The organism is Lentzea nigeriaca (assembly GCF_016907955.1).
In the GTDB taxonomy this organism is placed as follows: domain Bacteria; phylum Actinomycetota; class Actinomycetes; order Mycobacteriales; family Pseudonocardiaceae; genus Lentzea; species Lentzea nigeriaca.
In genome coordinates this window covers 405,574-417,808 of sequence record NZ_JAFBCX010000002.1, presented here as the reverse complement: position 1 = coordinate 417,808, position 12,235 = coordinate 405,574, and the positions used below count along the sequence as shown (strand labels likewise).

Below are 12,235 nucleotides of genomic sequence, written 5' to 3'. Positions count from 1 at the left end.
CAGCGCGATGACGAACGAACTGGTGTGGGACCGTCCCGAGCCGCCGAGCAGGCCGTCGCCGACCCCGTTGAGCAGGGCTTTGATCGTGCGCACAGCGATCGAGCTCGCGGACGCGGGCGGCCTCGACGAGGTCTCGTTGCGCAAGGTGGCGGCCGCGCTGAACGCGGGCCCGATGCGCCTCTACGGCTACATCGAGACCAAGGACGAGCTGCTGGACCTGATGGTCGACGAGATCTACGGAGAGATCAGGCCGCCGGATCCGTCAGCGGACTGGCGAACCGGGTTGCGGCACATCGCCCACGAGATCCGGAGCGCCGCGAAGCGGCACGAGTGGTTCGTCGACCTGCTCGGAGGCAGGCCGAACCGGGGGCCGAACTCACTCGCGTACATGGAGAGCACGCTCGCCGTGGTCGGGTTCGAGAGCATCGACGAGGTGATGGGCGTGGTCGGCACGGTGATGGCGTACGTCTACGGCGCCGTCCGCAACGAGATCACGGAGATCCGCGCGGAACGGTCCAGTGGCCTGACCGAGGAGCAGTGGCAGCGGGCATCCGGCCCGTACATCGAGCGAGTGCTCGCCACGGGCCGGTACCCGACGCTGGCCAGGTTCATCTACGACGGCAGTCACTTCGATCCCGCGCAGGTGTTCGACCGCGGCCTCGACTACGTGCTCGAAGGCATCGCTACGAAGCACAGCCCTGGGTCGAAGCCCGGCGGGTGAGCGTCGGCGCCTTCTGCACCATCGACTGCACCTGCTGGGCCGTCAGCACGAACCCGGTCTCCGGGTTGTCGACCGCGGCACCGAACACCACGCCCATCACCCGCCCCTGCGTGTCGACCAGCGGGCCCCCGGAGTTGCCGGACCGGACCTCCGCGCGAACCGTGTAGACGTCGCGGGTGACCGTCTGCGCGTCGTAGATGTCCGGGCCGCGCAGCAGCGGGATCCTCTCCCGCACGCGGGCGGGAGAGGACTTGTACGGGCCGTCCAGCGGGTAGCCGAGCACGATGCCGCTCTCGCCCGCCTGCACCTCGTCGGAACGGAACTGCAGCGGCGTGGCCTCGAGATCCGGCACCGCGAGCACGGCGATGTCCGTCTTCGGGTCGTAGAGCACGACCGTCGCGTCGAACTGACCGCGGCCGACCTCGACCGTCACCTCGTTGGTGCCGGCGACCACGTGCGCGTTGGTCATGACGCGTTCCGGCGCGATCACGAACCCGGTGCCTTCCAGGGCGCGCGAGCACGACGGCGCCCGGCCGCGGATCTTCAGCACGGACGACTTCAGCCGGCCCGCGATCGGGGAGTTCGCGAGCTGGCCGTCCGGCGGCTCGACGTCCTTGAGCGGCGTCTTGTTGAACGGGTCCATCGCCGCCGGGAAGCCGGAGACGTCGAAGAGCTTCTGCAGGTCCTGGGAGAGCACCCGCGCGGCCTGCGGCATGGTGTCGTCGACCTTGCCGAGGATCACCGACTGCTTGAGCGACGACGTGAGGTCCGGCAGGCCGACGACCGAGGTCAGCGGGAGTGCGATCATCCACGCCACCACGAAGACGACCAGGCCCTGCACGATCGCGCCCAGGGCGTTGTCCGCGCCGCGCAACGGCGACGCGTTGACCCGTGCCTTGATCGTCCGGCCGATGTAGACGCCGATCGTCTCGCCGAGCGCCACGAGCAGCACGACGATGCCGACAGCGAACACGACCTTGGTGACGACGTTCTCGAACTGGGAGACGAGCAACGGCGCGATCTGCGTGCCGAGGATCAGGCCGACGAGCACACCGACGAACGCGGGCAGCGCGACGACCATGCCCTGCCTGGCCCCGGAGACCGCGGCGATCGCGGCCAGGCCCAGCACGAGCAGGTCAACCCAGTTCAACCCAGAACCTCCGCCTCACTGTGTAGCGCGCAACGCTAGTTCAAGGTCACGCACATCGGTCGCATCCCACGGCTGTTCCCAGCCGCCGAGTGCGATCAGGCCGTTGATCAACCCCGCGGTGAAACCCCACACCAGCATGCCCGGCGCGGAGAAGGCCGCTCCGACGTAACCCGCAGGGTGACGCACCCGGAACCTGTTCGCAGGATCGGCGAGGTGCGCGACCGGCACCCGCGCGACCGCGGCGGTCTCCGCCGGGTCGACAGGTGCGACGGGGCTCGGCTGTTCCCAGTAGGCGAGCACGGGCGTGACCACGAACCCGGACACCGGCACGTACAGCTCCGGCAGCAGGGCGAGCGGTCTCACTCCTTCCGCAAGTACACCTGTCTCCTCGTAAGCCTCGCGTAATGCCGTGGCGACGGGCCCGTCGTCGGTCGGGTCCGCGGCGCCCCCGGGGAACGCGACCTGGCCGGGATGCGAGCCCAGCGTGTCCGCGCGGCGCAGCAGGAGGATGTCCGGCCCGTGCACCTCGTCCTCGCCGAACAACATCAGCACCGACGCCTTGCGGTAGGCACGCGTGGGTGTGCGCGGGTCCCGCATGAACGTTCGCGCGTCGATCGTCTCGGTGGCCTTGGCCAGGCGCTGCATCCAGTCGGGTGGCTCTGCCTCCGTCATCGCACCGCCTTCTCCACCTGCTCGGGCGCCTTGAAGACCGGCGGGTCCGTGATCAGCCGGACCGAGCCGTCGGCGCCGACGTAGTACGTCGCCGGCAACGGGAGCGGGGCCTTGACGCGCTTGCGCAGTTCGTCGGCCCCGTCGTAGACCGAGGGCAGCCGCACGCCGAGCCGAGCGAGCAGCTCGAGGCCGTCGGCTTCCCTGCTGTCCACAAGAACTGGGACGACCGGGACGGCGCCTGGTTGCTTCGCGTAGGAGTCGAGCACGGGCAGCTCCTCCTGGCACGGCTGGCACCAGGTCGCCCAGAAGTTGATCAGGAGAGGCCCCTTCAACGCGAGGGCCGTCCGGGTGCCGTCGCCGAGGCACGTCACGTCGACGCCGCCCTCACCGCTCGGCACGCACGGCCGGAGCTGGGCCTGCGCGCGCAACGCCGCCACGTCCTGTGACGGGCGGGTCGACGTGGGTGGCGGTTCCGGCGACCTGTCACGCGGCCACAGCGCGACGACCCCGGCGATGCCGAGGACGAGCGCGAGAACGAGCCAGCGGCTGCGGGTGTTCACCCCGCAAGTTTCTCGCCGGACCGCACGCGGTCGGCAAGCTCCAGCAGATGTGGCTTCTCGTCGCCCTTCACGAGCTTCGCCGCCTTGACCGGGTCCTCGGGGCCCAGGCCATACGACGGGCAGTCCTTCATCAGCAGACAGGCCCCGCAGGCAGGCGTTTTGGCGTGGCAGACGCGGCGGCCGTGGAAGATGATCCAGTGCGACGCCATCGTCCAGTCGCGCTTCTCGATGAGCGCGCCGATGGCGTGCTCGACCTTGACGGCGTCCTCCTCCACGGTCCAGCCCCAGCGGCGGACGAGACGGCCGAAGTGGGTGTCGACTGTGATGCCGGGCACATCGAAGGCGTTGCCGAGAACCACGTTGGCGGTCTTGCGTCCTACACCGGGGAGCTTGACCAGCTCCTCGAGAGTGCCTGGAACCACACCGTCGTGCTTCTCCACAAGAGCGGCACCGAGACCCATCAGAGACGTGGCCTTGTTCCGGTAGAAACCGGTCGGGCGGATCATCTCTTCGAGTTCGATCCGGTCGGCGCCGGCGTAGTCGGCGGCGGACGGGTACTTCGCGAAGAGCGCGGGAGTGACCTCGTTGACCTTCTTGTCGGTGCACTGCGCGGACAGCACCACCGCCACGAGCAGCTCGAGTGGCGTGGTGAAGTCCAGCTCGCAGTGCGCGTCGGGGTACCCCTCGGCAAGCACGCGCACCATCCGGCGGGCCCTGCGGGTCAGGCCGAGCTTGGTTTCCGGTTTCTTGGTTGCGGGCACTGATTCAGAGTAGTCAACACGCCGACACGACCCCCTAGACGCGTACTCGAATCCCACATGCGCCACACTGCGGAGCATCATGACTGCCTGGTTTGTGATCGTCGTCCCGATCGTGATCATGTTCTTCGCGCTCTTCATGGAGCGCGTCGAAGCGAAGCTCCGGCACGTCGCCGTGCAGGAGAACGAGGTCGAGGAGTTCCTGGAGTCCGCCCGCCCCGACGAGGTGAAGGCGCTCTACGGACACGGCATCGGCCGCGCTCTGGAACTGTTCCGCCTGCGTCGACGTGGTCGCGGCAGCGTGCGCAAGCGCGTCCGCTGATGACCCCGCGCTGACCGTCACCACCCGAATGGCGTAAACTGGTTCGTTGGGCTCTGGATCGAGTCAGTCGGGTTGTTCCTAGTAAGACGGCGAGCCGGGCGGCGATCCACAAGACAGCCCTTAGACTGCAACGCAGTGATCGGCGGCACGGCGCTGACTCCACCAAAGAAGGTGGTAGGCGTGCCGTCGCGTCGATTAGGAGGGACGAGGTGGACGAGACCCTGGCGCGAGCGGGCATCTTCCAGGGAGTTGACCCGGCAGCCGCAGAGGCGCTGGCGCAGACCCTGGAAACGGTGGAGTTCCCGCGTGGCCACGTGATCTTCGCGGAGGGTGAGCCAGGCGATCGCCTGTACATCATCCAGTCCGGCAAGGTGAAGATCGGCCGCAAGTCGCCGGACGGCCGCGAGAACCTGTTGGGGATCTTCGGACCCTCCGACATGTTCGGTGAACTGTCCATTTTCGATCCCGGCCCCCGCACGTCGACCGCGACGACGGTGACCGAGGTGCGCGCGGTGTCCATGGACCGCCCCGCGCTCCGTCAGTGGATCACCAACCGGCCGGAGATCGCCGAGCAGCTCCTCCGGGCACTCGCCCGCAGGCTGCGCAGGACGAACTCCATGCTCGCCGACCTGATCTTCACGGACGTGCCCGGCCGCGTCGCCAAGGCGTTGCTGCAGCTCGCGCAGCGCTTCGGCTCGCAGGAGGCCGGCCTGCTCCGCGTCACGCACGACCTGACGCAGGAGGAGATCGCCCAGTTCGTCGGCGCGTCCCGCGAGACCGTGAACAAGGCGCTCGCCGACTTCGCGCACCGGGGCTGGCTGCGCCTCGAGGGCAAGAGCGTGCTGATCCTGGACCCGGAGCGCCTCGCTCGCCGGGCTCGCTAGGTTCGGGACTTTTTCCGAAGGCTTCGAACACAAAGGACCGGGCGCCACCCCCGACGTGGCGCACCGGTCCTTTGTGTTGCACGGCCCATCCCCCGACGAACCGTGCCTTCCATCCCTCTGGCGCGTAGGCCCCGACCCTCAAGCCAGAGGTTGGTCTCGGTGGATGAGTCAACTTTCGCACGTTTCCACCCCGACCGCTCAAGTCCTTTCACCCTCAAGGACCCCGTCAGTGGCCGATTCGTTGCATGTTTCACCCGGTCATCCCATTCCCGTGACCGAATCGCAACCATGGTGACCCTGCGCACCCGATCTGGTACATCCGTACCACCTTTGGCATACTGGTACGCATGTCCCACTCTGCCCGTCTCTCCGACTACCGCGCCGCCCTGACGACTCCCGGCATGCGCGGCCCCGTGGCCGCGTCCCTGCTCGCCCGCCTCCCGATCGCGATGGTCGGGCTCTCGCTGCTGCTCTACGTGGAGCGCGCGACGGGCTCGTTCGCGGTCGCCGGCATGGTCTCGGCGGCGGCGTTGGTGGGCGTCGCTCTCGGCTCGGTCGTCCAGGGCCGGCTGATGGACCGCTTCGGCCCCACCCGGCCGCTCGTCTCCGTGACCGGCCTCTTCGCGCTCTTCGTGACCGCCTCGGTGATCGCCGTCGAGGCGGTTGCGCCGGTGTTCGTGCTGGTCCCACTGGCTCTCGGCGTCGGCGCGACCGAGCCGATGGTGGGCTCGGCGTCGCGGGCGCTGTGGGAGCGGATGGTGCCTTCCGGCGCGACGCGGATGGCGGCCTACGCCTACGAGTCGATCAGCATGGAGGTCTTCTTCATCCTCGGTCCGGGTCTCGCCGGTCTGCTGCTGGCCGCGCCGTGGGCGGGCACGGGCGTGGTGGCCGGTGCCGTGATGATGGTCTTCGGCGCGCTGTGGTTCGCGTTCAACCCGGTCGTGCGGGCCTGGGGCCCGGTCGCTGCCGCACCTCGGCCGTTGCTCGGCGCGTTCGCCTACCCCGGCATGCGCACCGTCGCGCTCGCCGCACTGGGCTTCGGCGTGACCATCGGCTTCGTCGAGGTGGCCGTGCCGGCGTTCGCGAAGGCCTCGGGCCACGCCTCGATGGGCGGGCTGATGCTGTCGCTGTGGTCGATCAGCTCGGTGATCTTCGGCGTGCTCTACGGCATGCGCCCGTGGCCGCGCCCGATGCACCTGCGCCTGCCGGTGCTGCTGGGCGGGTTCGGCCTGCTGTCGCTGCTGCTGGCGATCCCGGCTTCCCTGGTCGGCCTCGGCCTGGCGCTGTTCGTGGTCGGCACGCTGATCACGCCGCAGTCGACCGCGCACTCCGCGGCGATCGAGCAGGTCACGCCCAACGGCATGGCCGCGGAGGCGTTCGGCTGGGTGATCACCTCGGTGACCGTCGGACTCGCCATCGGGCAGGGCCTGTCCGGGCAGCTGATCGAGCAGTTCGGCACGCGGCCGGCGTTCGTCGCCTCGGGTGCGGCCGGTCTCGTGATCGCGCTGGCGGTGTGGCTGCTGCGCGGGACCGTGCGGCGCGGGGTGCCGCGTTCGGCTCAGCCGCTGCCGCAGCGTTCCGAGATGGAGCTCGCCGCCCGCTGAGCCGCCTGTGGTGTGGCTGTTGCAGGGGACCGTCCTTCGGGGCGGTCCCGCTGCGTTCGGAGGTGGAGCAGGCCGCTCGGCGAGCCGACCTGCGGTGTGCTCCCAGGCGTGCCTCGTGAGATTCCGCCGCGTTCGGAGGTGGAGCCCGCGGGTCGCGGCGTGACGGCCGGGTGCGCGGTGCGGCGCTGCGTTCCGCCGAACCGGTGCCGCAGCGCGTTCCGAGATGGAGCTCGCCGCCCGCTGAGCAGGTCTGCCCCTTCGTGTCCCGAAGGGCCCGCGTTTGATCAGGCGACTGAGCGCATCGGCACCACCAGGTAGGTCAGCTCCACCCCGTCCTCGCCAGGAGTCGACGTGAGCACCGTGGACCGCAGGCCATCCTGGATCCGGAGCTCGATGCGGCGGCCCGCGAAGGCCTTCAGGGCGTCGGCCAGGTAGCGGGCCTGGAAGGTCTTGGTCAGACGGTCGCCCTCGACGGTGGCCTTCACGAACTCCTCGGACTCGCCCTGCTGCGGGTCGCTGCCCTTGACGCGCAGCTCCGAGTCCTCCACCTGGATGGTCACCGCCTGGTGCGGACCTCCGTAGGGGGTTGCTCGGCGGACGGCTCGCGCCAGCGCGTCCGCGTCCACGAGCACGGTGCTGTCGATGACTGCCTCCAGGAGTCGGCGCGCCCGGTCGTCCGGGAACGGAGCGGCCAAGAGTGCGGTGGAGATCGAGTTGTTGCCCCAGGCGAGGCCGATACGGTCCTCGTTCGCGTGCAGCGAGACCTGGCCTGAGGCCTGCCTCGCCGCTTCCACGACTGGCTTCGCCGGGACCAACAGATCGACATGGCCGTTCTGTTCCCACGGCAGGGTCGCGTAGGCCATGCGGTAGCGGTCGGTCGCGATCACGTGCAGCTTCTGCTCGTCCGACCGGATGCGGATGCCGGTGAAGATCGGCAGGGCGTCGTCCTTCGAGGCCGCGCCCGCCACCGCCGCGATGGTCTTGAGCTTCTCGGCGTCGAGGTGGCCCTGCAGCGGTGGCAGCTCCGGGACGCCTGGGTGGTTGGCCAGGTCGAGGAGCGGGATCGCGAACCTGGACGTCGGCGTGCGGATCGCGAGCCGCTGGCCCTCGACCTTGAGCCGCACCTGCGGCTCGTCCAGCGCCTGGAGGGTCGCGGCCAGCGGCTTCGCCGGCACGAGCACCTCGCCCTCGGTGTGGACGGTGGCGTGCACCGTCAGGCGCACGCCGTGCTCCTGGTCGCTGCCCGCGACCTCGACGTCCGTGCCGGCGGTGAGCCGCAGGCCGGCCAGCACCGGGTCGAGCACGCGGGTGGGCAGCAGCCGCGCCACCTCGGCGGCGGCGCCGGCGAGCTCGGCTGTCGTGACGGTGAGGTCCATGGGTGGGACGCTAGCGAGGACCCCTGACAATTTTTCGGCGCCTCGGCTCGCGGAGGAAGCGCAAGTGCCTCATCTGCGACAAGCACTCGGGTCTTGGACCCGTGGGACGAGGAGTGGCCGCGCTCTGCGCGCGGCTCCGCGCATACTTCTAGCGCTCGGCCTTGCGCCGGGCCAGGTCGATGATCCGCTGCAGGTGCAGTCCGCGCCGCACGTCGCACTCGTGCGTGGTCGTGCCGCTGTCCACCATGGCCACGAAGTCGTCGAGCAGGTTCGTGAAGCAGTCCAACGCGGACGTGTCGCGGCTGTTCAGCGTGCGGTGGCCGTTGGGGCCGAACACGGTGAAGTCCGCGAACGGCGGCTGCAGCGGCAACGACAGCGTCAACGTCAGGGTGCTCGTGGCGCCGGAAGCGTGTTGCAGGATCAGTTGCCACAGGCCGGAAGCCGACACGTTCGCGGCGATCACGTCCGTGATCTCGCCCAGGGCCGCGTCGAGCAGGTCGAACGCGTGCGGGCCGATGTCGTCCAGCGCGCCCTTCTCGTGGCGCCACGGAGACTGAGAGAACGGACCGTCCAGCAGGGCCCCGGTCAGCCACCGGCCGTCGGCACCGGTCCAGCCGCCCGTGCGGTGCAGCTGGGCGAGGAGTTCCTTCGTCTCCGGGGCGTAGCGGCGGGTCAGCACGACGAGCGAGGCGACACCGGCGTCGGTGACGGCCGCGGTCAGCTGTTCGGCGACCTCGACGGACTCGGCGATCGGCTTCTCCAGGATCACGTGCTTGCCCGCGTTGGCCGCCTCGATCGCCATCGGGGCCTGGACGCCCGGCGGGACGCAGAACGCGACAGCGTCCACAGTGGACAGAAGTTCCGCGTAGTCCGCGAACGCTTCCGCGCCGTGGGCACGCGCGAGCTCCGCGGCGGCTTCCTGGCGGCGCGCCCACACACCGATCAGCGTCGTGCCGGGGTGGTTCGCGATTGCGGGGGCGTGGATCATCTGAGCCCACGGGCCCGCACCGACAAGTCCTACGCGCAGCTGTTCGTCCACTCGCCCATCCTGCCTCAGGAGTAACTGGCCTTGGGCACGAAGATCTCGCCCCCGTTGCCGAACTTCAGGCGCACGCCGTCGTCGGTGGTTTCCCGGCGCGGGTCGTGATCCCAGCCGTTGGGCACCGTGACCACGTGGCCGCGGTCCGGCGACGGGCCCAGCCAGATCTCGTAGTACGTGCCGCCGACGAGCCGTTCGACCTTCTTCACGTACACGCCGGGGGCGGTGGACGTGGGATCGACGCTGATCACGGTCGTGCGGTCGGGCAGGAACAGCACCACGGCCGCCACCGCGGTGAGGCCGGTCCCCATCACCACGCCGAGCAGGAACAGCAGCATCTTCACCAGGCAGCCGGAGACCTTCGTCGCCATCACACCATCCTCGGGTAAGCGCGGTCGTACGCTCGGAGAATGCCCGACGACATGACCTTGCCGGGAAACCTGGTACCCGCATCGCCGGTCTCCCAACCGGTCGAACCCCGCGACGCCGTCACCGTGGTGCTCCTGCGGGACGGTGCCGACGGCCTGGAGGCCTTCCTGCTGCGCCGCGTGAAGGGCATGGCGTTCGCTGGCGGCATGACCGTCTTCCCCGGCGGAGGCGTCGATCAGCGCGACGCCGACACGTCCGTCGCGTGGGCCGGGCCGTCCCCGGAGTGGTGGGGCTCGGTCTTCGGCGTCGATCCCGCCACGGCCCGCGCTTTCGTCTGCGCGGCGGTCCGCGAGACCTTCGAGGAGTCCGGGGTGTTGCTGGCCGGGCCGGACGCGACCTCGGTCGTGGCCGACACCTCCGCCTACGCCGAAGCCCGCAGGCAGCTCGTCGACCGCGAGATCTCGCTGGCCCAGTTCCTCGCGAACGAGGGCCTGGTGCTGCGCGCCGATCTGCTGCGGCCATGGGCCAACTGGGTCACCCCGTACGAGGAACCCCGCCGCTACGACACCCGCTTCTTCGTGGCCGCCCTCCCAGAAGGCCAGCGGGCCGACGGCGAGACGACCGAAGCCACCGACGCGTCGTGGCAGAGCCCGGCAGAAGCCGTCCAGGACGCCCAGGACGGCCGCCGCATGCTCATGCCGCCCACCTGGCGCACCCTCGACGAGATCGGCGCGCTCGGGACCGTGGAGAAGGTCATGGCCGAGGAGCGCAGCGTCGAGAAGATCATCCCCAAGCTCATCCGCGAGGGCGACACGATCCGGGTGGTGCTCCAGTGAGCGGCTCTGCACTGATCGGCGCCCGCGCCGCCCACCCGCTCTACGGCGAACTGCGTCAGGTCACCCCGCACGCCGCCGTGCTGCTGGCCGACAATCCGTCACCGATGACGCTCGACGGCACCAACACGTGGCTGCTGAAGGCCCCGGACGCCACGTCGTACGTCGTGATCGACCCCGGCCCGCTCGACGAGGCCCACCTGAAGCGCATCGCGTCGCACGGCCCGATCGCCGAGATCCTGCTGACCCACGGCCATCCCGACCACTCCGAGGGCGCACGCGAGTTCGCCGAACTGGTCAACGCACCGGTGCGCGCGCTCGACCCGACGTTGACCTACGGCTCAGAAGGTCTGGTGGACGGCGACGTGATCACGAGTGCGGGCCTGGAACTCCGCGTCCTCGGCACGCCCGGCCACACCAGCGACTCGCTGTGCTTCGTGATCGACGGCGAGGCGGTGCTGACCGGCGACACGGTCCTGGGCCGCGGCACGACGATCGTGGCTCACCCGGACGGCAAGCTCGGTGACTACTTCGAGTCCCTCAAGCTCCTGGCCGAGCTGCCGGTGAACACCGCGGTGCTCCCCGGCCACGGTCCGGAGCTCGCGGACGCCGGCGAGGCCGCCCGCGCCTACCTCTCCCACCGGACGCAGCGCCTGGAACAGGTCAGGAGAGCCGTCGAAGCGCTCGGTGGTGCCCCGACCCCGCGCCAGGTCGTCGAGGTCGTCTACGCGGACGTGGACAGGGTGCTGTGGCCCGCGGCGGAGTGGTCCGTGCGGGCCCAGCTGGAGTACCTGCGCAACGACTACTGAGGCTGGTGCCCGTTGTTGGAGGCACCGAACGCCGACTGACGAGCCGATGAGCGGTCGATCTGCCAACGGCCGCTGTCGGTCGTCTTCGCCCCGGTCTGCTCCCGCTGCGCCAGCTCCTCGTGCAGCTGCTGCAGCAGGGCCCGCTCCCGTTCGCTCAGGTTCGCGTCCACAGAGGACGGCTCCGGCGACTCGGCGAGGGCGGCCTGCAGGGCTGCCAGCTCGTCCGGCTTCAGCTCCGTGGTCACCTCGGCCCTGTTGATGGGCATGGGCTCCGGCAGGGACTCGATCTCCGGTTCGGCCGGAGCCATCGAGATCCGCTTCACGGGCTTCGGAGGGAACGGCTGGGAGCCCTCCAGGGCAGTCGTGTTGTTCGTGCGCGTGCGACGTGAGCCGGTCTCTTCCACAGGCTCCGGCGCCGGTGTCGGCTCGGCCACCGGCGCCGGAGCGGGAAGTTCGTCGGACTGGTCGAACCACTTCGCGGCAGGCTCGTGAGCCATCGCCGGAGCGGGCGACGGCGGCGGTGTCATCGGGCTACCGGAGATCGGCACCGGACGCGAGGCCGTCGTCGCGGAGGCGTGGTAGTCGCTCAGCTGCGTGCCGACGGTGAGAACCTCCACCGCGGCGCGGACGCCCGCCTTGCGCAGCACCGAGTCGACCCGGTAGGCGGTCGCGGGCGCGAAGCCCTGCGGACCGATGTCCACCAGCACGACCCGTTGCGGCAACGGGCCGGGCGCCGACCCCGCAGGGGACGAACGCCAGACGCAGCGCACCGAGCGGACGTCCGGCAGCACCGACACCGCGCGGGACAGCACGCCCGACAGGTCGCCGGCCGGGTCGCCCTCGGCGGTGAAGCGGTGGCGCACGAACGGCAGCACCTCGACGACCGGCAGGCGGTCGGTCAGGGACGCGTCCGAGCGCACCTCGTGCAACGCCCACGTGATCGCTGCTCTCTCGTCCGGCAGCACCGGGATGCCACCCGCGAGAAGAGAGCCGACGAGCATCTCGACCGCGCGGTCGAGCTCTCCGACCGCGAGGAACTCGCGTGCCTGAGACAGGGCGTCGTCGTCGACGCGCCCGGCCATCGACAGCAGGAGATCGTGGAGACGGACCGGCAGGCCGACACCGTCGTTCGTCACGT

At 70.1% G+C, this 12,235-nt stretch carries 14 protein-coding genes; 6 read left to right on the top strand and 8 right to left on the bottom strand.

The window, feature by feature from the left end:
* Positions 1-7 precede the first annotated feature (7 nt).
* Positions 8-721: a TetR/AcrR family transcriptional regulator gene (locus JOD27_RS08350; protein ID WP_204761537.1), complete on the top strand. Its 714-nt coding sequence runs from the start codon at positions 8-10 to the stop codon at positions 719-721.
* Here the strand turns inward: JOD27_RS08350 and JOD27_RS08345 are convergent.
* Genes JOD27_RS08345 through nth form a run of 4 tightly spaced genes read right to left on the bottom strand, consistent with a single transcriptional unit; the run spans position 684 to position 3,807 of the window.
* Positions 684-1,871 carry a MarP family serine protease gene (locus JOD27_RS08345; RefSeq protein WP_204761536.1) on the bottom strand — a complete coding sequence of 396 codons (1,188 nt, stop codon included), beginning with the start codon at positions 1,869-1,871 and terminating at the stop codon, positions 684-686. The genes JOD27_RS08350 and JOD27_RS08345 overlap by 38 nt on opposite strands.
* Positions 1,872-1,886: 15 nt before the next feature.
* The gene (locus tag JOD27_RS08340; protein ID WP_204761534.1) at positions 1,887-2,543 is read right to left on the bottom strand and encodes an NUDIX hydrolase; all 657 of its coding nucleotides are present in this window, start codon (positions 2,541-2,543) and stop codon (positions 1,887-1,889) included.
* The gene (locus JOD27_RS08335; protein ID WP_204761532.1) at positions 2,540-3,103 is read right to left on the bottom strand and encodes a TlpA disulfide reductase family protein; all 564 of its coding nucleotides are present in this window, start codon (positions 3,101-3,103) and stop codon (positions 2,540-2,542) included. Before JOD27_RS08335 ends, JOD27_RS08340 begins: the two co-directional genes overlap by 4 nt.
* Positions 3,100-3,807 carry an endonuclease III gene (gene nth, locus JOD27_RS08330; protein WP_239566793.1) on the bottom strand — a complete coding sequence of 236 codons (708 nt, stop codon included), beginning with the start codon at positions 3,805-3,807 and terminating at the stop codon, positions 3,100-3,102. The genes JOD27_RS08335 and nth overlap by 4 nt, the downstream gene beginning before the upstream one ends.
* A 136-nt stretch (positions 3,808-3,943) precedes the next feature.
* Here nth and JOD27_RS08325 point away from each other — a divergent pair, with 136 nt between their 5' ends.
* From JOD27_RS08325 to JOD27_RS08315, 3 genes are all read left to right on the top strand, one after another.
* Positions 3,944-4,183, top strand: a complete 240-nt coding sequence (locus JOD27_RS08325) for a hypothetical protein (protein ID WP_109630982.1) — start codon at positions 3,944-3,946, stop codon at positions 4,181-4,183.
* Between the two features lie 209 nt (positions 4,184-4,392).
* Entirely contained in the window at positions 4,393-5,067 is a 675-nt protein-coding gene (locus tag JOD27_RS08320; RefSeq protein ID WP_030469453.1) for a Crp/Fnr family transcriptional regulator, read from the top strand.
* 347 nt (positions 5,068-5,414) lie between these two features.
* Positions 5,415-6,671 (top strand): MFS transporter, encoded by a 1,257-nt coding sequence (locus JOD27_RS08315; protein ID WP_204761531.1) that lies wholly within the window; start codon positions 5,415-5,417, stop codon positions 6,669-6,671.
* Positions 6,672-6,955: 284 nt separating this feature from the next.
* Here the strand turns inward: JOD27_RS08315 and dnaN are convergent, their stop codons facing one another.
* The 3 genes from dnaN to JOD27_RS44645 form a co-directional block, all read right to left on the bottom strand.
* A complete protein-coding gene (gene dnaN / locus JOD27_RS08310) occupies positions 6,956-8,047 on the bottom strand; it encodes a DNA polymerase III subunit beta (RefSeq protein WP_204761530.1) in 1,092 nt (363 codons plus the stop codon).
* 148 nt (positions 8,048-8,195) lie between these two features.
* Positions 8,196-9,086, bottom strand: coding sequence for a Gfo/Idh/MocA family protein (locus JOD27_RS44650; RefSeq protein WP_307830005.1), 891 nt, complete (start codon positions 9,084-9,086; stop codon positions 8,196-8,198).
* Positions 9,087-9,100: 14 nt separating this feature from the next.
* Complete coding sequence (locus JOD27_RS44645; RefSeq protein ID WP_239566654.1) at positions 9,101-9,457, bottom strand: hypothetical protein; 357 nt, start codon at positions 9,455-9,457, stop codon at positions 9,101-9,103.
* 39 nt (positions 9,458-9,496) lie between these two features.
* Between JOD27_RS44645 and JOD27_RS08300 the strand changes: the two genes are divergently transcribed.
* Complete coding sequence (locus JOD27_RS08300; RefSeq protein WP_372441675.1) at positions 9,497-10,291, top strand: NUDIX hydrolase; 795 nt, start codon at positions 9,497-9,499, stop codon at positions 10,289-10,291.
* A complete protein-coding gene (locus tag JOD27_RS08295) occupies positions 10,288-11,097 on the top strand; it encodes an MBL fold metallo-hydrolase (protein ID WP_307830004.1) in 810 nt (269 codons plus the stop codon). The genes JOD27_RS08300 and JOD27_RS08295 overlap by 4 nt, the downstream gene beginning before the upstream one ends.
* Here JOD27_RS08295 and JOD27_RS08290 read toward each other — a convergent pair.
* Positions 11,091-12,233 (bottom strand): hypothetical protein, encoded by a 1,143-nt coding sequence (locus JOD27_RS08290; protein WP_204761528.1) that lies wholly within the window; start codon positions 12,231-12,233, stop codon positions 11,091-11,093. The genes JOD27_RS08295 and JOD27_RS08290 overlap by 7 nt on opposite strands.
* Positions 12,234-12,235 lie beyond the last annotated feature (2 nt).